General features: G+C 66.0%; 21 protein-coding genes. 16 read left to right on the plus strand and 5 right to left on the minus strand.

Annotated features, from left to right (window positions below):
- Positions 1-151: 151 nt before the first annotated feature.
- Both ACIPG5_RS21120 and ACIPG5_RS21125 read right to left on the minus strand, forming a co-directional pair.
- The gene (locus ACIPG5_RS21120) at positions 152-385 is read right to left on the minus strand and encodes a hypothetical protein (protein ID WP_176517476.1); all 234 of its coding nucleotides are present in this window, start codon (positions 383-385) and stop codon (positions 152-154) included.
- 52 nt (positions 386-437) lie between these two features.
- A complete protein-coding gene (locus ACIPG5_RS21125) occupies positions 438-1,316 on the minus strand; it encodes a LysR substrate-binding domain-containing protein (protein WP_176517477.1) in 879 nt (292 codons plus the stop codon).
- A gap of 111 nt (positions 1,317-1,427) precedes the next feature.
- Here ACIPG5_RS21125 and phnD point away from each other — a divergent pair, with 111 nt between their 5' ends.
- The 9 genes from phnD to ACIPG5_RS21170 all read left to right on the plus strand — a co-directional run bounded on the left by phnD (position 1,428) and on the right by ACIPG5_RS21170 (position 9,247).
- Entirely contained in the window at positions 1,428-2,297 is an 870-nt protein-coding gene (gene phnD / locus ACIPG5_RS21130) for a phosphonate ABC transporter substrate-binding protein (RefSeq protein ID WP_401377884.1), read from the plus strand.
- Positions 2,294-3,082, plus strand: coding sequence for a phosphonate ABC transporter ATP-binding protein (gene phnC, locus ACIPG5_RS21135; protein WP_176517479.1), 789 nt, complete (start codon positions 2,294-2,296; stop codon positions 3,080-3,082). Before phnD ends, phnC begins: the two co-directional genes overlap by 4 nt.
- Positions 3,083-3,084: 2 nt before the next feature.
- The gene (gene phnE, locus ACIPG5_RS21140; RefSeq protein ID WP_176517480.1) at positions 3,085-3,903 is read left to right on the plus strand and encodes a phosphonate ABC transporter, permease protein PhnE; all 819 of its coding nucleotides are present in this window, start codon (positions 3,085-3,087) and stop codon (positions 3,901-3,903) included.
- Between the two features lie 159 nt (positions 3,904-4,062).
- Positions 4,063-5,154: an iron-containing alcohol dehydrogenase PsrA gene (gene psrA / locus ACIPG5_RS21145; protein WP_176517481.1), complete on the plus strand. Its 1,092-nt coding sequence runs from the start codon at positions 4,063-4,065 to the stop codon at positions 5,152-5,154.
- 110 nt (positions 5,155-5,264) lie between these two features.
- A complete protein-coding gene (locus ACIPG5_RS21150) occupies positions 5,265-6,557 on the plus strand; it encodes an MFS transporter (protein ID WP_176517482.1) in 1,293 nt (430 codons plus the stop codon).
- Positions 6,558-6,592: 35 nt separating this feature from the next.
- Entirely contained in the window at positions 6,593-7,420 is an 828-nt protein-coding gene (phnX, locus tag ACIPG5_RS21155) for a phosphonoacetaldehyde hydrolase (protein ID WP_286913501.1), read from the plus strand.
- 106 nt (positions 7,421-7,526) lie between these two features.
- Positions 7,527-8,399 carry a LysR substrate-binding domain-containing protein gene (locus ACIPG5_RS21160; RefSeq protein WP_176517484.1) on the plus strand — a complete coding sequence of 291 codons (873 nt, stop codon included), beginning with the start codon at positions 7,527-7,529 and terminating at the stop codon, positions 8,397-8,399.
- A 94-nt stretch (positions 8,400-8,493) separates the two neighbouring features.
- Positions 8,494-8,835: an ASCH domain-containing protein gene (locus ACIPG5_RS21165; RefSeq protein WP_401377913.1), complete on the plus strand. Its 342-nt coding sequence runs from the start codon at positions 8,494-8,496 to the stop codon at positions 8,833-8,835.
- Positions 8,828-9,247: a cytosine permease gene (locus ACIPG5_RS21170; protein ID WP_401377891.1), complete on the plus strand. Its 420-nt coding sequence runs from the start codon at positions 8,828-8,830 to the stop codon at positions 9,245-9,247. The genes ACIPG5_RS21165 and ACIPG5_RS21170 overlap by 8 nt, the downstream gene beginning before the upstream one ends.
- A gap of 24 nt (positions 9,248-9,271) precedes the next feature.
- On the opposite strand, the gene ACIPG5_RS21175 is transcribed toward ACIPG5_RS21170, so the two are convergent.
- From ACIPG5_RS21175 to ACIPG5_RS21185, 3 genes are read right to left on the minus strand one after another with little or no spacing between them, the layout of a single operon-like run.
- Positions 9,272-10,387 carry a carboxylate-amine ligase gene (locus tag ACIPG5_RS21175; protein ID WP_401377893.1) on the minus strand — a complete coding sequence of 372 codons (1,116 nt, stop codon included), beginning with the start codon at positions 10,385-10,387 and terminating at the stop codon, positions 9,272-9,274.
- 7 nt (positions 10,388-10,394) lie between these two features.
- Positions 10,395-11,348: a methyltransferase gene (locus ACIPG5_RS21180; protein WP_401377895.1), complete on the minus strand. Its 954-nt coding sequence runs from the start codon at positions 11,346-11,348 to the stop codon at positions 10,395-10,397.
- Positions 11,348-12,682 (minus strand): iron-containing redox enzyme family protein, encoded by a 1,335-nt coding sequence (locus ACIPG5_RS21185; RefSeq protein WP_401377898.1) that lies wholly within the window; start codon positions 12,680-12,682, stop codon positions 11,348-11,350. The genes ACIPG5_RS21180 and ACIPG5_RS21185 overlap by 1 nt, the downstream gene beginning before the upstream one ends.
- 170 nt (positions 12,683-12,852) lie before the next feature.
- On the opposite strand from ACIPG5_RS21185, the gene ACIPG5_RS21190 reads away from it, so the two are divergent.
- The 7 genes from ACIPG5_RS21190 (at position 12,853) to ACIPG5_RS21220 (ending at position 19,386) form a co-directional block, all read left to right on the plus strand.
- Positions 12,853-13,353 (plus strand): DUF4142 domain-containing protein, encoded by a 501-nt coding sequence (locus ACIPG5_RS21190; protein ID WP_176517493.1) that lies wholly within the window; start codon positions 12,853-12,855, stop codon positions 13,351-13,353.
- A gap of 199 nt (positions 13,354-13,552) precedes the next feature.
- Complete coding sequence (locus ACIPG5_RS21195) at positions 13,553-15,406, plus strand: ABC transporter ATP-binding protein (protein ID WP_401377901.1); 1,854 nt, start codon at positions 13,553-13,555, stop codon at positions 15,404-15,406.
- 88 nt (positions 15,407-15,494) lie between these two features.
- Positions 15,495-16,037, plus strand: a complete 543-nt coding sequence (locus ACIPG5_RS21200; protein WP_219824873.1) for a sigma-70 family RNA polymerase sigma factor — start codon at positions 15,495-15,497, stop codon at positions 16,035-16,037.
- Positions 16,034-16,741 carry an anti-sigma factor domain-containing protein gene (locus tag ACIPG5_RS21205; RefSeq protein WP_176517496.1) on the plus strand — a complete coding sequence of 236 codons (708 nt, stop codon included), beginning with the start codon at positions 16,034-16,036 and terminating at the stop codon, positions 16,739-16,741. Before ACIPG5_RS21200 ends, ACIPG5_RS21205 begins: the two co-directional genes overlap by 4 nt.
- Before the next feature lie 74 nt (positions 16,742-16,815).
- Complete coding sequence (locus ACIPG5_RS21210) at positions 16,816-17,376, plus strand: fasciclin domain-containing protein (protein ID WP_176517497.1); 561 nt, start codon at positions 16,816-16,818, stop codon at positions 17,374-17,376.
- A gap of 166 nt (positions 17,377-17,542) precedes the next feature.
- Positions 17,543-18,523 (plus strand): quinone oxidoreductase, encoded by a 981-nt coding sequence (locus ACIPG5_RS21215; protein WP_176517498.1) that lies wholly within the window; start codon positions 17,543-17,545, stop codon positions 18,521-18,523.
- A 14-nt stretch (positions 18,524-18,537) separates the two neighbouring features.
- The gene (locus ACIPG5_RS21220; RefSeq protein ID WP_176517499.1) at positions 18,538-19,386 is read left to right on the plus strand and encodes a TauD/TfdA family dioxygenase; all 849 of its coding nucleotides are present in this window, start codon (positions 18,538-18,540) and stop codon (positions 19,384-19,386) included.
- The last annotated feature ends 156 nt before the right edge of the window (positions 19,387-19,542 follow it).

The following is a 19,542-nucleotide window of genomic DNA, read 5'->3' on the forward strand; positions in this document are numbered from 1 at the left end:
CACGACGCGATTTCTCGGCGGGCGCTAAAAGCGGACAACCATGGCCTGACAGACCGTGGCACGTTGCAACAAATGTAGGAGCGGATTTATCCGCGATGCGCCGCGCGGGCGGCGCGCGATCTCACCAACACAAACGATCTCCTGCCAACCCTCAAACACTCCCCACGACACTTGCCTCATTGGCATCCTGGCAACCATTGCGGCATGCACAGTCGAACTCCGCTTCAGCGCGCGTCGGAAAATTCAGGCTCAGGCGAACCTTGTCCTGCGTGTCATACAGGTCATACCCCTCCCCCAGCACGCTGGGAAAGCCGATGCGTCGCGGAAATACCTCCTTCTGGCGGGGTACGGCGGGCACCACAACGAATCGAATCTGCATGACCATCCCTCTTCCGGCAGTGCTTAAGTATTAGTCTGCTTATGGGAAACACTCAAGTTCACTCATGCAAAGATTTCATTTGCGGTTTCAAGCAGTGCTGAAACGACCTGACGATCTGGTTATTGCTGCGCTCGACCAGGTGATACAGATAGGTTTCGGTGCAGACCGGGTCGCCCTCGATGCGGATCATCTTCAGCTGCGGGTCGGCGATGTACTCCGCCTCCGACACCGCCCCAATGCCCAGGCGCCGGATCACCGCCTCGCGCAAGGCCTCGCGGCTGCCGATTTCCATGGCCACCTTCGGCGTCACCTGGGCCCGCTCCAGGGCCCGCTCCAGCGCCAGGCGGGTGGTCGACCCGCTTTCGCGGCGCAGCAGGCGCTGGCCTTGCAAGGCCTGCAACGGCACCTGGTCATGGCGCGCAAACGGGTGCTCGACATGGGCAAACAGCACCACCGGGTGGCGCGCGTAAAGGTGCGCGACGAAGTTGGGGTCATCGTGCAGCCCCGCCAGCACACCGATGTCGATCACGTAGTTTTCCAGGTCTTCGAGCACCGAGGCCGAGTTGCCGATGCGGATCGAAACCTCGATCTGCGGGTATTCCCGGCAATAGTGGTCCACCATCTCGATCACATGAAACGGGCCCACCGCACCCAGCTTCAAATGCCCGCGGTTGAGCTTGCCCGAGTCCTTGAGCAGCCCCGCCGCCTCGGTCTCGAGCATCGACAGCTGCTGGGCGATCGGCAGCAGTGCCCGGCCCACGTCGGTCAGCTCGATGCGCCGGCCGCGCCGATGGAACAGCTCGACGTTGAACTCGCGCTCCAACCCCTGGATCTGGTTGGTGGCGGTCGGCTGGCTCAAGCCGATGGCTCTGGCACCGGCACTGAAGCTGGCATGGCGGGCAACGGCGAGAAAGGTGCGCAGGCGGGCCGTGGACATCCATAGATCCTTTGAATGGTTGGCTGGGAAAACCGATATTGAACTGATGCGGTGACTGTCACATGACAGCCCTAGCTTGGCGTTACCGACAACAACCCCTCCGGTAACCCCATGACTTCCTTCGCTCGTCTGTTCCGCTTTGCCCCGCTCGCCCTGGTTCCGCTGCTGCTCGCGCCAGCGGTGCAGGCCCAGCAGGTGCTCACCGTCGGCCTGATCCCCTCGGAGGATTCCCAGGCGATGATCAAGAGCAGCCAGCAGGTGCTCGACCAACTGCAACAGCGCCTGGGCATGCCGGTTAAGCCCTTCGTCGCCACCGACTACAACGGCGTGATCGAAGCCCTGCGCGCCGGCAAGCTGGATGTCGCCTACCTCGGCCCATTCTCCTATGTGCTGGCCAACCAGGTCGCCGGGGCCGAAGCCTTCGCCGTGGCCGTGACCAAGAAAACCGCCAGCAGCGCCTACCACAGCCTGATCATTGCCCGCCAGGACAGCCAGATCCGCACCCTCGATGACCTCAAGGGCCATACCTTCGCCTTCGTCGACCCAAGCTCGGCCTCGGGCCACCTGTTCCCCAAGGCCGGCCTCGAGCAGGCCGGCCACGACCCGCAGGCGCTGTTCTCGCGGGTGATCTTCTCCGGCTCCCACGACGCCAGCATCCTCGCCGTGGCCAACCGCAAGGTCGACGCCGCCGCCGTGGCCGATCGCATCCTCAGCGGGGCGATCAACAGCGGCCAGGTCAAGCAGGACGACCTGCGCGTGGTGTGGACCTCGCCCGACATCCCCGAATCGCCCATGGTCTGGCGCAAGAACCTGGACCCCGAACTGCAGCAGAAGCTGCGCGGCGCCTTTGCCGCGATCAAGGACGTGCCATGGGGCGACCAGGGCCTGCTCAATGGCTTCCAGCCCACCAGCGACGCCGCCTACAACGTGGTGCGCGACACCGCCAAGGTGCTCGACCTGAACCTGCGGAGCCTGAAATGATCCGCATCCAGCGCCTGAGCAAAGGCTACGCCGACAACCCGGTGCTCAAGGGCATCGACCTTGAAGTCGAGGCTGGCGAATTCGTGGTCATCCTCGGCCGCTCCGGCGCCGGCAAATCGACCCTGCTGCGCTGCATGAACCGCCTGGCGCAGGCCGATGGCGGCCAGTTGCAGGTCGCCGGGATAGACGCCATGGGCACCGGCGATGTGCGCGAGCTGCGCCGGCGCGTGGCGATGATCTTCCAGCACCACAATGTGGTGCCGCGCCTGTCGGTACTGAAGAACGTGCTCACCGGCCGCCTCGGCTACTGCAGCACCCTGGCCTCGCTGCTGCAGGTGTTCAGCCGCGAAGACGTGGCCCTGGCGCGCGACTGCCTGCGCCGGGTGGAGCTTGAGCACAAGGCGCCGGCGCGTACCGATTCGCTGTCTGGCGGGCAGATGCAGCGCGTGGGCATTGCCCGCGCCTTGGCGCAGCGCCCCCAGGTGATCCTGGCCGACGAGCCGGTGGCCAGCCTCGACCCCAAGACCGCGCACCTGGTGATGCACTACCTGCGCGACGCCGCCCGCAGCCTGGGGATCACCGTGGTGTGCAACCTGCACCAGGTGGACCTGGCCATGGAGTTCGGCGACCGCATCATCGGCCTTGCCAGCGGGCGCCTGGTGTTCGACGGCCGCCCGGGGCAACTGGACGAGCAGGCCCTGCAGCGCATCTACGAAAGCCCGGCGGCCAGCGAGCCGCTGCCTCAATTCACCGCCAGCGCCCGCTGCGCCGGTGCGGGAGCCTGAACATGAACCTGCAGACCCATCAATGGCTGGTCAACACCCCGCGCAGCGCGCGCGGCTGGCTAAGCAGCGGCGTGCTGCTGGTGCTGGCGCTCGGCGTGCTGCACTGGAGCGCCGAAGGCGCGCAACTGAGCTGGGCCGACCTGGCCAGCGGCCTGCCGCAGATCGGCGACTTCCTCGGCCGTTCGCTGCCACCGGACCTGAGCATTCTGCCAAGCCTGTGGCGCCCGGCGCTGGAAACCCTGCAGATCGCCCTCTGGGGCACCTTGCTCGGCATCCTGCTGGCGGTGCCGCTGGGCTTTCTCGCCGCCCGCAACCTGCACCGCAACCGCTGGCTGCACCAGGGCACGCGGCAGATGCTCAACGTGATCCGCAGCATCAACGAACTGATCCTCGCCCTGGTGTTCGTCTCGGCCGTCGGCCTCGGGCCGTTCCCCGGCGTGCTGGCCCTGGCGCTGCACGGGGTGGGCATGCTCGGCAAGTTCTTCGCCGAGAGCATCGAGGAGATCGACCAGGGGCCGATCGAAGCCCTGCGCGCAACGGGTGCCAACGCCTTGCAGGTGATCGCCTTCGGCGTGCTGCCGCAGGTGGTCACGGCGTGGATTGCCGTGGTGCTGTACCGCTTCGAGGTCAACCTGCGTTCGGCCACGGTGCTGGGCATGGTCGGCGCGGGCGGCCTTGGCTTTGAACTGGTGAGCAGCCTGAAGCTGTTCAAGTACCAGGAAACCGCCACCTGCATCCTGGTCATCACCCTCATGGTGGTGCTTGCCGACTTGCTTTCGAGCCGCCTGCGCTACGCCATCCAGGGCACTGCCCGTCACTGATCACGTGCCTTTGCCATGACCTCATCACTGCAAGCTAGACGCCCCGTGCCTCTCCCTATCGGCCCAGCCGATGGATACCTGCAAACAATCGATTTGAGCTATGCGAGGGCGGCCCCGACGATGGCGACAACCTCCAACAACAAAAACCAGGGAGTCGCCATGACTGCTCGTTTCCACAACCCGGTCGATACCCGCTTCGGCTGCGCCAGCCTGCTCGAGCTCGATGCCCTCACCGCCGGCCAGCAGGTCGCGCTGGTGATCTTCCCCGAGGCCCGCGGCCTGGGCCTGCTGGCGCGTATCCAGGCGCTGCTCGGCGAGCGCCTGGCCTACATCGTCGAGGATGTCCAGCCCAACCCCGACGTCGCCCAGCTGCGCGGCACCTACGAACGCTTCTGGCGTGAGGCGCCGGGCTGTGAAACGGTGATCGCCGTCGGCGGCGGCAGCGCCATCGACACCGCCAAGGCGCTGATCGTCGGCACCGAGAACGGCAGCTTCGACGAGCTGCTGCGCGGCTTGTCGTCTGCCAAGCCGTTCGTGCCGGCGCGCTGCAAGGGCCTGATCGCCGTGCCCACCACGGCCGGCACCGGCAGCGAAGTGACGCCATGGGCGACGATCTGGGACAGCGCCAACCACAAGAAGTACTCCCTGCACCTGGACTGCACCTGGCCGAAAGTGGCGATCATCGACCCGCAACTGATGCTCACCGTGCCGGCCGGCGTGACTGTTTCCACAGGCCTGGACGCCCTGTCCCACGCCCTGGAGTCGATCTGGAACATCAACGCCAACCCGCTCTCAGACAGCTTTGCCATCTCCGCGATCGGCGACATCCTGGAGTGCCTGCCCAAGCTGCGCAGCGACCTGGCCAACCAGGAACTGCGCGCACGCATGGCACTGGCAGCGCTCAAGGCCGGCATGGCGTTCTCCAATACCAAGACCGCCCTCGCCCATTCCATCTCCTACGAAATGACCCTGCGCCACGGCCTGCCCCATGGCATCGCCTGCTCCTTCATCCTGCCGCTGGTGCTGGGGCTGGCCTGGGGCCGCGATGCAACCCGCGACCGCACCCTGCGCCAGGTGTTCGGCGACGACCTGGCCCTGGCCCAGGTGCAGCTGCGCAGCTTCCTCCACGGGCTTGGGGTGAAGACCGATTTTGCCGACTACGGCGTGTCGGCGGCCGAGGCCGAGCAGATCATCGCCTATGCCCTGCAAGGGGCACGCGGCAAGAACTTCATCGGCGCCCAGGCCGCTTGAGGGCAAGGCAACCCACCGCCACGGCCTGCCGTGGCATTTCCTGATGCACCGCAAAAGAGTGCCCACCTGCGCGGCCTGGCCGGCGGGAACGAACAACAAGGAAAACCACCATGAACCGTGCGCAAACCTATGCAAGCCTTGCCGTACCTGCCTCCTCGTTTCGCCTGGCACAGTGGCGCATGCTGCTGGCCGCGATGTTCTGCTACCTGTTCTTCTATACCGGCCGGCAGACCTTCGGCTTTGCCATCCCCGGCATCCAGGCCGAGTTCGGCCTGAGCAAGGAAACCCTGGGCTGGGCCTCGGCGGCCATGTTGTGGGCCTACGCCATCGGCCAGGCGATCAACGGCAACCTCGCCGACAAGTTCGGCGGGCGGCGCATCATGAGCCTGGGCGCGGTGCTGTCGTGCGCCGCCAACTGGGTCACCAGCTTCGCCGGCGGCTTTGCCAGCCTGATCCTGCCGTGGGGGCTCAATGGCTACTTCCAGGCGCTGGGCTGGGCGCCGGGCAGCCGCCTGCTGTCGAACTGGTGGAGCGCCGGTGAGCGCGGCAAGGTCTATGGCTTCTATGTGTTCGCGGCCGGGTGCGCGTCGATCCTGTCGTACATCACCTCGATCGTGGTGCTGGAAGTGCTGCAACTGGAGTGGCGCTGGATCTTCCGCCTGCCCGTTCTGCTGATGCTCGCAGGCGGCATCCTGTTCTACCTGATTGCCCGTGAGCGCCCCCAGGACATGGGCTTCGAGCCCCTGGCCGATACCGGCGTGGCCAACGCCAACGACAAGGGCCAGGAAGCCGTGGGCGAGCAGGAAAGCTCCCTGCAACGCTACAAGGCGGTGCTGAAGAACGCCCGCCTGATCATCGCCGCGTTGTCGCTGGGCTTCCAGAACGCCGCACGCTATGGGCTGATCGTCTGGGTGCCGGTGCATTTCCTCGGCGCCGACTGGAAGCACGGCGACGGCTTCATCGACCCCAAGTGGATCACCGTCGCGCTGCCGGTGGGCATGGCCATCGGCGCACTGAGCAACGGCTGGGTGTCCGACCGCCTGTTCGGCTCCAAGCGTTACCTGGCGATCATGCTCTACATGCTGCTGGGCGCTGCCACCAGCCTGTGGATGTGGAGCCTGCCGGCCCACAGCGCGATCGGCCTGGTGGCGCTGTTTCTCTGCGGCTTCTTCGTCTACGGCCCGGCGTCCAGCTTCTGGGCACTGTGCCCGGACCTGGTCGGCGCCAAGCGCGCCGGCACCGCCACCGGCATCATGAATTTCTCTTCCTACCTGTTCGCCGGCCTGGCCGAGCCATTGATCGGCTCGATGCTCGACAGCACCGGCAACACTTCGCTGATTTTCATCGTGGTGACGGCCGCGTGCCTTTCCAGCGCCGCCGTCGCCTTGTTCATCCGCCGCTAGGCAGCCCCTTCGCCCCTTGAAAGTGGAGTATCAACATGCACTACACGCAACCTACCCGGCTTCAGGCAGTCGTCCTCGACTGGGCTGGCACCGTCGTTGATTTCGGCTCGTTCGCGCCCACCCAGATCTTCGTCGAAGCCTTCGCCGAGTTCGGTGTCGAGGTGTCCCTGGAAGAAGCCCGCGGCCCGATGGGCATGGGCAAGTGGGACCATATCCGCACCCTATGCGACCTGCCGCAGATTGCCGAGCGCTACCGCGCCGCCTTCGGCCGCACGCCCACCGACCTTGACGTGACCGCGATCTACGAGCGCTTCATGCCGCTGCAGATCGAAAAGATCGCCCTGCATTCGGCGCTGATCCCAGGCGCCCTGGAGGCCATCGAAGCCCTGCGCGGCAAGGGCCTGAAAATCGGCTCGTGCTCCGGCTACCCGGCCGTCGTCATGCAAAAGGTGGTGGCCCTGGCACGCGAGAACGGCTATGTGGCCGACCATGTGGTAGCCACCGACGAAGTGCCCAATGGCCGCCCCTACCCGGCCCAGGCCCTGGCCAACGTGATCGCGCTGCAGGTCGATGATGTGGCCGCCTGCGTGAAGGTAGACGATACCTGGCCGGGCATCCTCGAAGGGCGCAAGGCGGGCATGTGGACCGTGGCGCTGACCTGCTCGGGCAATGCACTGGGCCTGACCTACGAGCAGTACAAGGCGCTCCCTGCGGCAGCGCTCGAACACGCCCGTTCGCGCATTGGCCAGGCCTTCGAAGGCTCGCGCCCGCATTACCTGATCGACACGATCGCCGAGCTGCCGGCGGTGATCGAGGCCATCAACCAGCGCCTGGCACGCGGCGAGATGCCCCAGGGCTGCTAGCACGCAGGGTCGGCCCGCCCTCGCGATGGGGCGGGCCGATGGCGAGTGGCGGGCCCGATGCTCTATGCTGGCCCGCCTTTGTTCACGCCTTCTGGAGCTGCCCTGCATGTACCAGTACCACAAGTGGCTGCGCTCGTTTCACGCGGTGGCCAGCACCGGCAGCTTCACCCAGGCCTCACAGCTGCTGAACATCGGCCAGCCGACCATCAGCGAGCAGGTCAGCGCCCTGGAGAAAACCTTCTCCGTCGAGCTGTTCCACCGCCGCGGGCGCTTCATCGAACTCACCGCCGCAGGCGACAAGCTCCACGACATCACCCAGGGCCTGTTCGGCCAGGAAGACGAAGCGATCCAGCTGCTGCGCAGCTTCCGCCAGCGCAAGCACGGCATGCTGCGCATCGGCGCGGTGTCCCCGCCCATTGCCATGAGCCTCACCTACGCACTCATGCAGCGTTACCCCGACATCGACGTGGAAACCTCCTTCAGCAGCGAAACCGGCACCCTGGAGCGGCTGTACAACTTCGATATCGACCTGGCGATCCTGGCGCTGTCGGAGTTCGACCCACGGCTCACTACCCAGCTGTACCGCACCTGCCCCATCCTCGCGGTGGTGCGCGACGACCACCCCTGGGCCAGCCAGGCGCAGGTGAGCGTGGCCGATATCGTCGGCCAGCCGGTGGTGTTGCGCGAGCAAGGTTCGCGCACGCGGCAGCTGGTGGAGGAAGGGTGCGCGGCCCATGGCATCAAGCTCAACTGCAAGATGCAGCTCAACAGCCGCGAGGCCATCGTGCATGCGGTGGTGCAGGGCATTGGCGTGGGGTTTGTGTCGGCAGTGGAATATGCCGACCGCCCGGGCACCAAGGCGATCGACTTCGTCGAACAGCCTTTTCATATCAGCTACTACCTGTGCTGCCTGGAGACCCGGCGCAAGCGGGCGATGATTGCTGAAATATACGAGCAATGCGAACAGGCGATGCGCTAGGGCCAGCGTCCCTGGCCAGTGGTTTTGACAAACCTCGGGGCAGCCAGCCAGACTCGCCGGTTCAATCAAGGAGCGCACCATCAAAGCCCTGTCAATCGTCCGCCCCAGCGGCAGCCGGATCGCTTCTGGCGAGAAAACCCTCGAGGTACGCCGCTGGCCTGCTGACCTCGCCCCCTCTGAAGACTTGCTGATCGTGGAAAACGGCCGCTTCCTGCATGCCGAAGGCGATGAAGATGCCGACGGTATCGCCGTGGCCATCGTCCGCGTGAAGGCGGTGCGGCCATTCGTGCTCGCGGACATGCAGGCGGCCTGCGCCAGCTACTTTGAAGAAGGCTGGCTGGCCTGGGAGTTGGCTGACGTGAGGCCCATCGAAAGCGCCATGCCCGTGCGTGCTGCCCGTGGCATCTATGAGGTGGATTTCGCCCACAATGTTTGATCAGTACCTGAAACGGTGGGGCTTGAGCCGCGACGGCGAGGCCTTCGCCTCGCTCAATGGCAACCTGCTGCCCGTTCGGACCGCCATCAACCTGGTGGACTTCTACGCCGTCAGGCACGGGCGCTACTCGATCACGGAAATCTTCAACCCCAATGGCATCTATGGCCGCTGGAACTGGAGGGGCATCGGCGCCTACCTGGTGGGCTTCATCGCCATGCTGCCGTTCTCCAACACGGGCCTGTACACCGGTTACATCGCCGAGCAACTGGGCGGTGCAGACATCAGCATGCCAATAGGCCTGGCGGTTTCGGCCCTGGTCTATCTGGGGCTATGCCGTACGCAGAACATCGAGTCGGAACTGACCGCGCTCGGCACGGCAGATTTGCGCCTGGACAACGGCACGGCCGGTTGATTGACCGCCAGCGGCGGTGCCGGGTCAATGCCGGGCATCCTCCAGCACCTGCCCCACCACCGCCCGCATCGCCCCACGCAAGTCGAAACCTTGCGTGCGGGCCTGCTCGAATGCCGCCAGCTGGCGTTCGGCACTGGTGCCCTCGGCGATGATCCGCGCCGCGTGCCTGAACGAGCGCTCGGCATCCACGCAGGCCGCAGGCAGCAATGCCTCGAACTGCGCCAGCCAGCCTGTGGCAGTCACCGGTTGCTCCTGGTGAACCCCAATGAAGGTGCCTTGGCGCCCGTAGCGGCAGGCCCGCCAGTAGTTCTCCTGGGTGACCCAGCGCAGTTCACGGGTCATCGGCCGCGAACCCGCGCGGGGCTGCAGTTCATGCTCGACCAGGTGGCGGAACAAACCTGCAATCGCCAGCCCATCCTCCAGCCGCGGGCAGGCATCGCAGATGCGCAGCTCGACCGTCGGGTAGCGCCGCGACGGGCGCAGCGCCCACCAGAAATCCCCCTTGGCATCCAGCGCTGCGGTGCGTTGCAGCAGCGCCCGGTAGCGCAGGTAGGCGTTCCAGTCCGGCAGCGCTTCGGGCAGCCCCATGTACGGCCATTCGCCACAGATCACCCGGCGATAGCTGCGGTAGCCGGTAACCTCGCCACTCCACAGCGGCGACGAGGTGCTGAGCAGCAGAAACAACGGCAGCCAGTACAGCACGCGGTTGATCAACTGCATGCGGTCGCACCCGGCAGGCACGCCGACATGCACGTGCAACCCCGACAGCAGGCTGCGCCGGGCCACGGCCTGGTAGTCGTCGAAGAGCTGGCGGTAATGCCCGCTACTGCGGGGTTGCTGGCGTCGCCACTGGGCGCTGGGGTGGCTGGCGGCGCCATACAGGCCCAGCCCGTGGTCGGCCAGCGCGCGGTTCAGGCGCTGGCGGTGCTCGCCGAAGAAGCTGCGGGCCTGGTGCAGGTTGCCGAGCACCGGGGACACCAGCTCGATCTGGCTGCAGAACATCTCTTCGGCAAAATGCGCGCCCAGAGCCTCCCGGCAGCAACGGGCCACGGCCTTCGATGGCCTGGCCTGCACCTGGCCGCTGGCAAGGTCGACCAGCAGGTATTCCTCCTCGATGCCGAACGTGCAGGTTGCAGGCATGGCCCGGTCAGCCATTGCGGGTGAGGGTCAGGGCGACAGCGGCAATGCGCTCGACCTGCTCGTAGCCAGGCTCGAGCAACTGTTCGCCGAACACGTCGGGGTCCACTTCGCGGTAGGCCCAGCTGAAGGCCGACCCGTGCAGGCGCTGCCGCACCGCCTCATGCAGGGCATCGCGGCCGTCGACCATGGCGACACCGCTGTACAGCAGCAATGTGCCGCCCCGCGCCAAGCGCTGGCACGCCTGTTCGACGATACGCAACGACAGCTCGGCGCCCAGGGCGCCGCCGCCATGGCGGTAGGTGCGTTTGCCGGCATCGAGCATGTACGGCGGGTTGGCCACGATCAGGTCGAAGCTGCCGGTGATGCCGGCCAGCAGGTCGCTGGGCTCCACCGACACAGTGGCGATACCGGCCAGCGCCGCATTGATGGCGGTATAGCGCAGCGCCATGGGGTTGATGTCCAGCGCACTGACCTGCGCATGGGGCGCGGCGCGGGCGATCATCAGCGCACCGATGCCGCTGCCGCAGCCGATGTCCACGGCATGCTGCAGCGGCGTCGTACGGTGCTGCAGGTGGTTGCCGATAACCTGGGCGAAGCGGTAGCTGTCGGGGCCGAAGAACACCGCGTCGCTGCTGTCGGTAGGCCAGGCCGAATGCACCAGCAGCAGGTCATCGAGGCTCGACCAGCGCACCGTGCTGCGCAGCAGGCCACCCTGCTCTTTCAGCACGCCGGCCGCGGTCAGTTGCCGCAGTTCGTCAGCGCTGAGCAACGCCGGTGAGAAGGGCCGGCTCCAGCCGAACACACCGCGCAGGTCATGGGCCTGGTGCAGCTCGGGGCGGGCATTGACCCGCGCCTGCGTGGCCGGTGTCGGGCAGATGAAGCGATAGCCATCGGCGCGCAGGCGCCGCCCCAGTTGCAACAGCGCGTGGTCGGCCTGGGCCTGCTGCTGGTCGAGCAACATCAGTGCGGCCCTCCGTGGGCGAGGCCCGTGGCGCGGATGAAGTCGCGGGTGGCGCGCAGGCCCTCGGGCTCGGCATGGCGGCCGGCGGACATCTGCTCGATCATGCGTTCGACGCCAGGCAGGCCCTGCGAGGTGTCGTGCTCGGGCTCCAGCGCCAGTTCCTTTTCCCACTGCCCGGGCGACACGCGCCGGTAGGTCACGCCCGGCCAGTCGTTGGCGATCCAGTCATACCAGAGCTGTTTTTCATAGGCATTGAACACGCCGAACATGGCGGCCACCGGGCCGTCGATCAGGGTCCAGAAACGGCTGTGCTGCGGGTCTTCACCGCGCCGCACCCAGCGCTGCGCCTCTAGTGCGCGCAAAAAGCCCGGCATCCCGGCAGGCTCGGCAAGCCACTGGTTGATGGTGCGGCCTTGCAGCAGGCAGTGGTCGCCGTGCATGCACTGGCCGAATACCCGTTTGCGCTCCAGTGCGGCCACCAGTTGCGCTTGCAGGTCGAAGCTGGCAATCAGCGACGGTGTATCGATGCCCATTTCGTTGAGGCGATAGCCCTGCCGAACCCGCGCATAGAAAGCCTGCGCATCGTCGACAGGCATCAGCAGGCGCAGCGCGTCCAGCGCGCGGCGGGCATGGCCGCTGGCGGCATTGTCGATGGTCACATGCAGGCGGAAGTAATGAGCGTCGATGCCAAGTTCGGCCAGCTCGTGGGTGGTAATCAGCAGGTGCAGCGGCGGTTGTTCGTAGCCCAGGTTGTAGCCGATCACCTCCGGCAAAAAGGCCTCGCCGTGCTCGCCGAGCGCCAGTTGCAAAGCGCCCTGCAGGTACCTGGCGGGCTCCAGCGGCATGGCCTGGGTGCAGCCGAGGCGGCCCAGCAGCCGCTGGTAGATCAGCACATGGTTGCAACGGGGGTCGCCGTCGCCGAGTTCTTCGAGGAAGGTGCGGATCAACCCGTGCCAACGGGGGTCGCGCCAGTGACGCAAGGTGGCGTGCAGCCAGGCGCCATCGACCAGCTTGGTCGGCGCGACCTGTTGCACGAACCACAAGGCCTGGGCGCGAGTGGCGAAGTAGCGCCGGGGGGCGCCATCGGCGCGCTGGCGAAGATAAGCCGCGTGCTCGCCGGCCACCTTGGCTGCATGGGCGCTGGCCCACTGGGCAAGCGCTGCGGGCGTATCGGGCAGGTCGTCGGCCAGCGCCTCGGTACGGCGCAACTGCCAGGCAAGCCACTCACGGCCCCCTGGGTAGGGGCCTTGCAGCATGGCCTGGTAACGCGTTTGCGGGTCATCGACTGCCAATTGCGCCAATTGGCGAGTGCCTGCAGGGCTCATCACCGTCATACCGGGTGCCTCCACCGTGACTACAAACTGTGATTTCGCCAATCGGCAGGGATTCGATCGGGATAGCCAACGGGGGGACCAACGGTGGGTGTAGAAAAATTAAACCTTTGCCCGCCAGCGCCGCTCAACCGAATGCGACATCGAAGTCGCGTCCCTTTGAGGAGTGAAAGATGAGCAAGCCATTTTTCAAGATCGCCGGCGTTACCTTGTTGATGAGCATGGCCTCCTTCCACGTGATGGCCGCCAGCTCCAATGACTTCGTCGATGCCGCCACCGAGGCCGGGATCGCCGAGGTGGTGACCGGCAACCTGGCCATGGAGAAGTCCCAGGATGCCGAAATCAAGACATTCGCCCAGCAGATGGTCACCGACCACACCAAGGCCAACCAGAAGCTCGGCGACATCGCCCGCTCCCTGGACATCAGCGTGCCCGATGACGCGGCGCTGACCGACAAGGTCAAGAAGATGATCCTCGAATGGCGCGACGAGTCCTTCGACAAGTCCTACGTCAACAACCAGGTCGATGCCCACGAAAAAGCGGTGGAGCTGTTCACGAAGGAAGCGGCGTCTTCCGACAAGGCTGAACTCAAGGCCTTCGCCAGCGACGCCTTGCCGACCCTGCAGCACCACCTGGAACAAGCCAAGGCCCTGCAGGCCAAGCACGGCAAGTAAGCGCGTGCAGCCCAATCGCCGGCAAGCCGGCTCCCACAGGAGAAGCCACATTGCCCTGTGTGGGAGCCGGCTTGCCGGCGATTGGCCTGCGCAGCGGCCCCTCGGACAGAGAAACGCATGAACCTGATGTATGGTTACCGGATCGGCGCGCCGTCGACGTTGCCCCAAGCGCGCCCAGCTGATCATTAGGGAAATCACCATGCTGCGTATCTTCGAACGAAGGCTCGATCCATTTCCGCCCGACGAAGCCCCACCGCCCCCGGCGGGCCTGGTGCGGTTCATGTGGGCCTGCACCCGCGGTGCGCGCGGCTACATCCTGGCGCTGGCGCTGTTCAGTGCCGGCGTGTCGATCTACGAAGCCTGGCTGTTCTCCTTCCTCGGCCAGGTGGTCGACCTGCTCTCCACCTGGCAGTCGGGCGGCGCGGTCGGCGCTGAGGAAATGCGTGTGCTGTGGGGCATCGGCCTGGTGCTGCTGGCGAGTATCGTGCTGGTGGCGTTACGCACCCTGATGCAACACCAGGTGCTGGCGATCAACCTGCCGCTGCGCCTGCGCTGGGACTTCCACCGCCTGATGCTGCGGCAAAGCCTGTCGTTCTTCTCCGACGAATTCTCCGGGCGGGTCACCACCAAGGTGATGCAGACCGCGCTGGCGGTGCGCGAGGTGCTGTTCACGCTGATCGAGATCGTGCCTGGCATCGGCGTGTACTTCATCGCCATCATCGCCCTGGCCGGTGGCTTTGCCCTGAAACTGATGCTGCCGTTCATTGCCTGGCTCGCCCTGTTCGGGCTGGCCATGCTGTACTTCGTGCCGCGCCTGGGCCGGGTCGGCCAGGAGCAGGCCCACGCCCGCTCCTCGATGACCGGCCGGGTTTCCGATGCCTACACCAACATCACCACCGTCAAGCTGTTCTCCCACTCCAAGCGCGAGGCGCATTTCGCCCGGGCGGCGATGGAAGACTTCAAGCAGACCGGCTTTCGCCAGATGCGCCTGGTCAGCCAGTTCGAAATCGTCAACCAGGCGCTGGTGGTCGGCCTGATCCTGGGCGCCGGCGGCTACGCCTTGTGGCTGTGGCACCAGGGCCAGGTCGGCACCGGCGCGGTGGCGGCGATCACCGCCATGGCCCTGCGCATCAATGGCATGTCGCACTGGATCATGTGGCAGATGACCTCGCTGTTCGAGAACATCGGCACGGTGCAGGACGGCATGGCCACCCTCACCCGCGGCCCCAAGGTGCAGGACGCGCCGGATGCCGGGGTGCTGGTGACTGCAGGCGGTGCGGTGACTTTCGACAACGTCAGCTTCAACTACAACGGTGAGCGCCAGGTGCTCGATGGCCTGAGCCTGCACATTCGCCCGGGTGAAAAGGTCGGCCTGGTGGGCCGTTCCGGTGCCGGCAAGTCCACCCTGATCAACCTGCTGCTGCGCTTCTACGACGTTGACAGTGGCACCATCAGCATCGACGGCCAGAACGTCGCCAAGGTGACCCAGGACAGCCTGCGCAGCGCCATCGGCATGGTCACCCAGGACACTTCGCTGCTGCACCGCTCGATCCGCGACAACATCGCCTACGGCCGCCCGGATGCCACCGATGCGCAAATCCGCAGGGCCGCGTTCAATGCCCAGGCCGATGGCTTCATCCAGCAGCTCAGCGACCGCCAGGGCCACAGTGGCTACGACACCCTGGTCGGCGAGCGCGGCATCAAGCTGTCCGGCGGCCAGCGCCAGCGCATCGCCATTGCCCGGGTGATGCTCAAGAACGCGCCGATCCTGCTGCTGGACGAAGCCACCAGCGCGCTGGACTCGGAAGTGGAAGTGGCGATCCAGGAGAGCCTGGATGAAATGATGCAAGGCAAGACCGTGATCGCCATCGCCCACCGGCTGTCCACCATCGCGGCCATGGACCGGCTGATCGTGATGGACGAAGGGCGCATCATCGAGCAAGGCACGCACAGCGAGCTGCTGGCCCGAAATGGCACCTACGCGCGGCTCTGGCAGCACCAGAGCGGAGGCTTTTTGGGCGAGGACCAGGGGTTGGCCGAGGCGGTGGAGTGAGCGCTTGGCCACCTCAGGGGCAAAAGCCGACTACAGTAGCTGCAAAGCTGCGCGGGGGCAGAGCCAGGTGACGATCGATCCGCAATCCGTGCCAAACAGCACAGCCACGGCGCAGAACCTGCTGTTGCAGGCCTGCGCCCAAGGCAACCGCCTGGCATTCGAGACCCTGTACCACGCCACTTCCGCCCGCCTGTTCGGCATCTGCCTGCACTATTTGGGCAACCGCGCCGAGGCCGAGGAAGTGCTGCAGGAGGTGTACACCAATGCCTGGCTCAAGGCGGCCACGTTCAACCCGCAACTGGCCAGCGCCGTGACCTGGCTGGCCAGCATGGCCCGCCACAAGGCCATTGACCGGCGCCGTGTGCTGCACCCTTGCGAAACGCTCGATGCGGTGCACGAATGGCCGCAACAGGAAAGCGTCAGTGAAACCGTCGAGCGCGAGCGCCAGGGCAGCCAGCTGGACCGCTGCCTGGAGACGCTGGACGCCGACCAGCAACGCTACATCCGCGTGGCCTTCTTCGAAGGCTATTCGTACGCAGAACTGGCCCAGCGCCATGGCATCCCGCTGGGGACCATGAAAAGCTGGATTCGCCGCGGCTTGCTTCGACTTCGAGTGTGCCTGGGCCTATGAGCGACAACCAACAGCCGGATGACAATGACCCCGACCTGCTGATCGCCGAGTACGTGCTGGGCGTGCTGCCCCGCGAGCAACACCTGCAGCTGCAGGCCCGCGCCGCGCAGGACCCACGCCTGCAGGCCAGCATCGCCGCCTGGCAGCGGCACTTCGACAGCTGGCAGGCACAGATCGCCCCGGTCCAGGCCCCGCAGGGCACATGGCGCGCCATCGAGCGCCAATTGTTCCCCGCCGGCACCGCCAGCAAACCCCGCGGCGGCTGGAACGACATCCGCCTCTGGCGCTGGACCGCAGCGGCACTGTGCGCCGCCCTGCTGGTGGCCTCCCTGGCGCTGCTGCAAGCGCCTTCTGCACCGCCCTCGGCACCCGCCCTGCTCGCCCGGCTGCAACAGAACGACGGCAATACCCTGTTCGCCGCCACGGTACTGGCCGAGGGCCGCACCGTGCTGTTCGTGCCGACCCGCAGCCACGACTGGCAAGGCAAGAGTGCCCAGGCCTGGTTGATCGGCGCCGATGGCAAGCCGCATTCCCTGGGCCTGCTGCCAACCGATGATGCCGTCAGCCTCGACGTGCCGCCCGGGCTGGATGGCGCGCTCATCGACGGCGCCGTGCTGGCCGTGTCGCTGGAGCCACCCAACGGCTCGCCCACCGGGCTGCCGACAGGACCGGTCGTCGCCCAGGGCAAGATATCGTCGCTGTGATGCATCCGTTTCGGCGCCTGCCTCGTACATTGCACACCTTCATTCGAAGGCACGAACGATCGAGGAGTCGCATCATGCTTACCTTTGTTCAACGCATTGCCGCAACGTGCCTCGCAGCCCTCTGCCTTGCCGCATCACCGAGCTTTGCCGGCGATACCGTGATGGTCGGCGGGGCCGCCATGTACCCCAACAAGACCATCGTCGAGAACGCCGTCAACTCCAAGGACCACACCACCCTGGTGGCCGCCGTGAAGGCCGCGGGCCTGGTCGACACCCTCAACGGCAAAGGCCCGTTCACGGTCTTTGCGCCCACCAACGAAGCCTTCGCCAAACTGCCGGCAGGGGCGCTCGACAACCTGGTGAAACCGGAACACAAGGCCGACCTCACCAAGGTGCTGACCTATCACGTGGTGGCCGGTACCCACACCTCCAAGCAGTTGATGGCCGATGCCAAGATGCACGGTGGCAAGGCCATGCTCAAAACCGTCCAGGGCGAGCCGCTGACCGTCATGCTGCATGACGGCAAGCTGTGGGTGGTGGATGCCAATGGCGGCAAGGCCGCGATCACGATTGCCGACGTGATGCAGGCCAACGGCGTGATCCACGTGATCGACACGGTATTGATGCCTAAATAGAGCCCGGGCAGCTGGCGGGCACTGGCTGCCGTGTCCGTCAGGCCCCTGTCATGAAAAGACAGGCACCTGTCACCCGATGTGAAGCGCCCCGCTGCACCCCCGCCCTACAGTCTGTTCCAGCGTGATCCAACGCTCACAACAACAATGCAGACTGGAGAACACACCCATGGCCAAAGCCGTGCGCTTCTACGAAACCGGTGCCCCCGAAGTCCTTCGCTACGAAGATGTCGAGGTGGGCGAACCTGGCCCAGGCGAGGTCCTGCTTCGCCACGAGGCCGTGGGCCTGAACTACGCCGACACCTATTTTCGCAATGGCACCTACCCGATCCCCATGCCCAACGGCATCGGCGTCGAGGCGGCTGGCGTGGTGGTGGCCCTGGGCGCGGGCGTAAGCAACGTCGCGGTCGGTGACCGCGTCACCTACACAGGCTTCATCAACACCCTCGGCGCCTACAGCACCGAGCGCATCATCCCGGCCGCACCGCTGATCAAGCTGCCAGCCAACATCAGCTGCCAAACCGCCGCGGCCATGACCATGCGCGGCCTCACATCGTCCTACCTGCTGCGCCGCATCTACGCCTTCAAGCCGGGTGACAGCGTGCTGCTGCATGCCGCCGCCGGCGGTGTCGGGCTTATCGTGTCGCAGTGGGCCAAGCTGCTCGGCCTGAACGTGATCGGCACCGTGTCCACCGAGGCCAAGGCCGAGCTTGCCCGTGCCCATGGCTGCAGCCACATCATCAACTACAGCCGCGAGGACGTGGCCAGCCGCGTGCGCGAGATCACCGACGGCGTGGGCGTGAACGTGGTGTTCGACAGCGTCGGGCGCACCACCTTCATGGGCTCGCTCGACTCGCTCAAGCGCCGTGGCCTGATGGTTTGCGTGGGCACCGCCTCCGGCACCATCGAGCCGTTCGACCCGCAGATCCTGGCGATGAAGGGCTCGCTGATGCTGACCCGCCCGGCCCTGGCCGACTACATCGCCGACCCGGCCGAGAAAGCCGCCCTGGCCGGCGAGCTGTTCGACCATGTGGCCAGCGGGCGGATCAAGATCGAGATCAACCAGCAGTACGAACTCAAGGACGCCGTGCAAGCCCACCGCGACCTGGAGGCACGCAAGACCACCGGTTCATCGATCTTCTGCATCTAAGGGCGGGCCACATCATGCAAGTCGAACAACTGACCTGCACCATCGGTGCCGAGCTGGTGGGCCTGAACCTGGCCGACGCGATCCACGACGACGGCCTGTTCGCCGAGGTTCGCCAGCAGTTGCTCAAGCACCGCGTGCTGTTTCTGCGCAACCAGGACATCAGCCACGCCGAGCACGTGGCGTTCGCCCGGCGCTTCGGCGAGCTGGAGGACCACCCGGTGGTCGGCAGCCACCCCGAGCACCCGGGCCTGGTGCAGATCCACAAGTCGCCAGAAACGCCGGTAGACCGCTACGAGAACGCCTGGCACACCGACACCACCTGGCGCGAGAACCCCTCCATGGGCGCGGTGCTGCGCTGCCTCGAATGCCCGCCGGTGGGCGGCGACACCGTGTGGGCGAACATGGTGGTGGCCTACGAGCGCCTGCCGGCGGACGTCAAGGCCAAAATCGAAGGCCTGCGCGCGCGGCACAGCATCGAGGCCAGCTTTGGCGCCGCCATGCCCATCGACAAGCGCCTGGCGCTCAAGGCGCGCTACCCGGATGCCGAGCACCCGGTGGTGCGCACCCACCCGGAAACCGGCGAGAAGGTGCTGTTCGTCAACAGTTTCGCCACCCACTTCAGCAACTACCACACGCCTGAGCGGGTTCGCTTCGGGCAGGACTTCAACCCAGGGGCGTCCGAGCTGCTGCGCTACCTGATCAGCCAGGCGACCATCCCCGAGTACCAGGTGCGCTGGCGCTGGAAGCCCAACAGCATTGCCATCTGGGACAACCGCAGCACCCAGCATTACGCGGTCATGGACTACCCGCCCTGCCACCGCAAGATGAACCGCGCCGGCATCATTGGCGACAAGCCCTATTGATGGGGCTTGCCGTGAGGGTTGTGGCGAGCCCTATGGGCTAGCCGTGAGAGTTGTGGCGAGCATGAGATCGAGCGCCGCCCGCGCGGCGCATCGCGGATAAATCCGCTCCTACATTTGTTGCAACGTGCCTATGCCTGATAGGCCATGGTTGCCAGC

The organism is Pseudomonas sp. NPDC087029 (assembly GCF_044745345.1).
GTDB lineage: Bacteria > Pseudomonadota > Gammaproteobacteria > Pseudomonadales > Pseudomonadaceae > Aquipseudomonas > Aquipseudomonas faucium.

Coding starts and splice junctions, on each gene's coding strand:
- ACIPG5_RS21150 (WP_176517482.1), top strand. CDS start 5,265: ATGAACCGTGCGCAAACCTATGCAAGCCTTGCCGTACCTGCCTCCTCG.
- ACIPG5_RS21120 (WP_176517476.1), bottom strand. CDS start 385: ATGGTCATGCAGATTCGATTCGTTGTGGTGCCCGCCGTACCCCGCCAG.
- ACIPG5_RS21175 (WP_401377893.1), bottom strand. CDS start 10,387: ATGCCTGCAACCTGCACGTTCGGCATCGAGGAGGAATACCTGCTGGTC.
- ACIPG5_RS21210 (WP_176517497.1), top strand. CDS start 16,816: ATGCTTACCTTTGTTCAACGCATTGCCGCAACGTGCCTCGCAGCCCTC.
- phnX (WP_286913501.1), top strand. CDS start 6,593: ATGCACTACACGCAACCTACCCGGCTTCAGGCAGTCGTCCTCGACTGG.
- ACIPG5_RS21170 (WP_401377891.1), top strand. CDS start 8,828: ATGTTTGATCAGTACCTGAAACGGTGGGGCTTGAGCCGCGACGGCGAG.
- ACIPG5_RS21195 (WP_401377901.1), top strand. CDS start 13,553: ATGCTGCGTATCTTCGAACGAAGGCTCGATCCATTTCCGCCCGACGAA.
- ACIPG5_RS21190 (WP_176517493.1), top strand. CDS start 12,853: ATGAGCAAGCCATTTTTCAAGATCGCCGGCGTTACCTTGTTGATGAGC.
- ACIPG5_RS21180 (WP_401377895.1), bottom strand. CDS start 11,348: ATGTTGCTCGACCAGCAGCAGGCCCAGGCCGACCACGCGCTGTTGCAA.
- ACIPG5_RS21215 (WP_176517498.1), top strand. CDS start 17,543: ATGGCCAAAGCCGTGCGCTTCTACGAAACCGGTGCCCCCGAAGTCCTT.
- ACIPG5_RS21220 (WP_176517499.1), top strand. CDS start 18,538: ATGCAAGTCGAACAACTGACCTGCACCATCGGTGCCGAGCTGGTGGGC.
- ACIPG5_RS21125 (WP_176517477.1), bottom strand. CDS start 1,316: ATGTCCACGGCCCGCCTGCGCACCTTTCTCGCCGTTGCCCGCCATGCC.
- ACIPG5_RS21160 (WP_176517484.1), top strand. CDS start 7,527: ATGTACCAGTACCACAAGTGGCTGCGCTCGTTTCACGCGGTGGCCAGC.
- ACIPG5_RS21205 (WP_176517496.1), top strand. CDS start 16,034: ATGAGCGACAACCAACAGCCGGATGACAATGACCCCGACCTGCTGATC.
- psrA (WP_176517481.1), top strand. CDS start 4,063: ATGACTGCTCGTTTCCACAACCCGGTCGATACCCGCTTCGGCTGCGCC.
- phnC (WP_176517479.1), top strand. CDS start 2,294: ATGATCCGCATCCAGCGCCTGAGCAAAGGCTACGCCGACAACCCGGTG.
- ACIPG5_RS21185 (WP_401377898.1), bottom strand. CDS start 12,682: ATGACGGTGATGAGCCCTGCAGGCACTCGCCAATTGGCGCAATTGGCA.
- phnE (WP_176517480.1), top strand. CDS start 3,085: ATGAACCTGCAGACCCATCAATGGCTGGTCAACACCCCGCGCAGCGCG.
- phnD (WP_401377884.1), top strand. CDS start 1,428: ATGACTTCCTTCGCTCGTCTGTTCCGCTTTGCCCCGCTCGCCCTGGTT.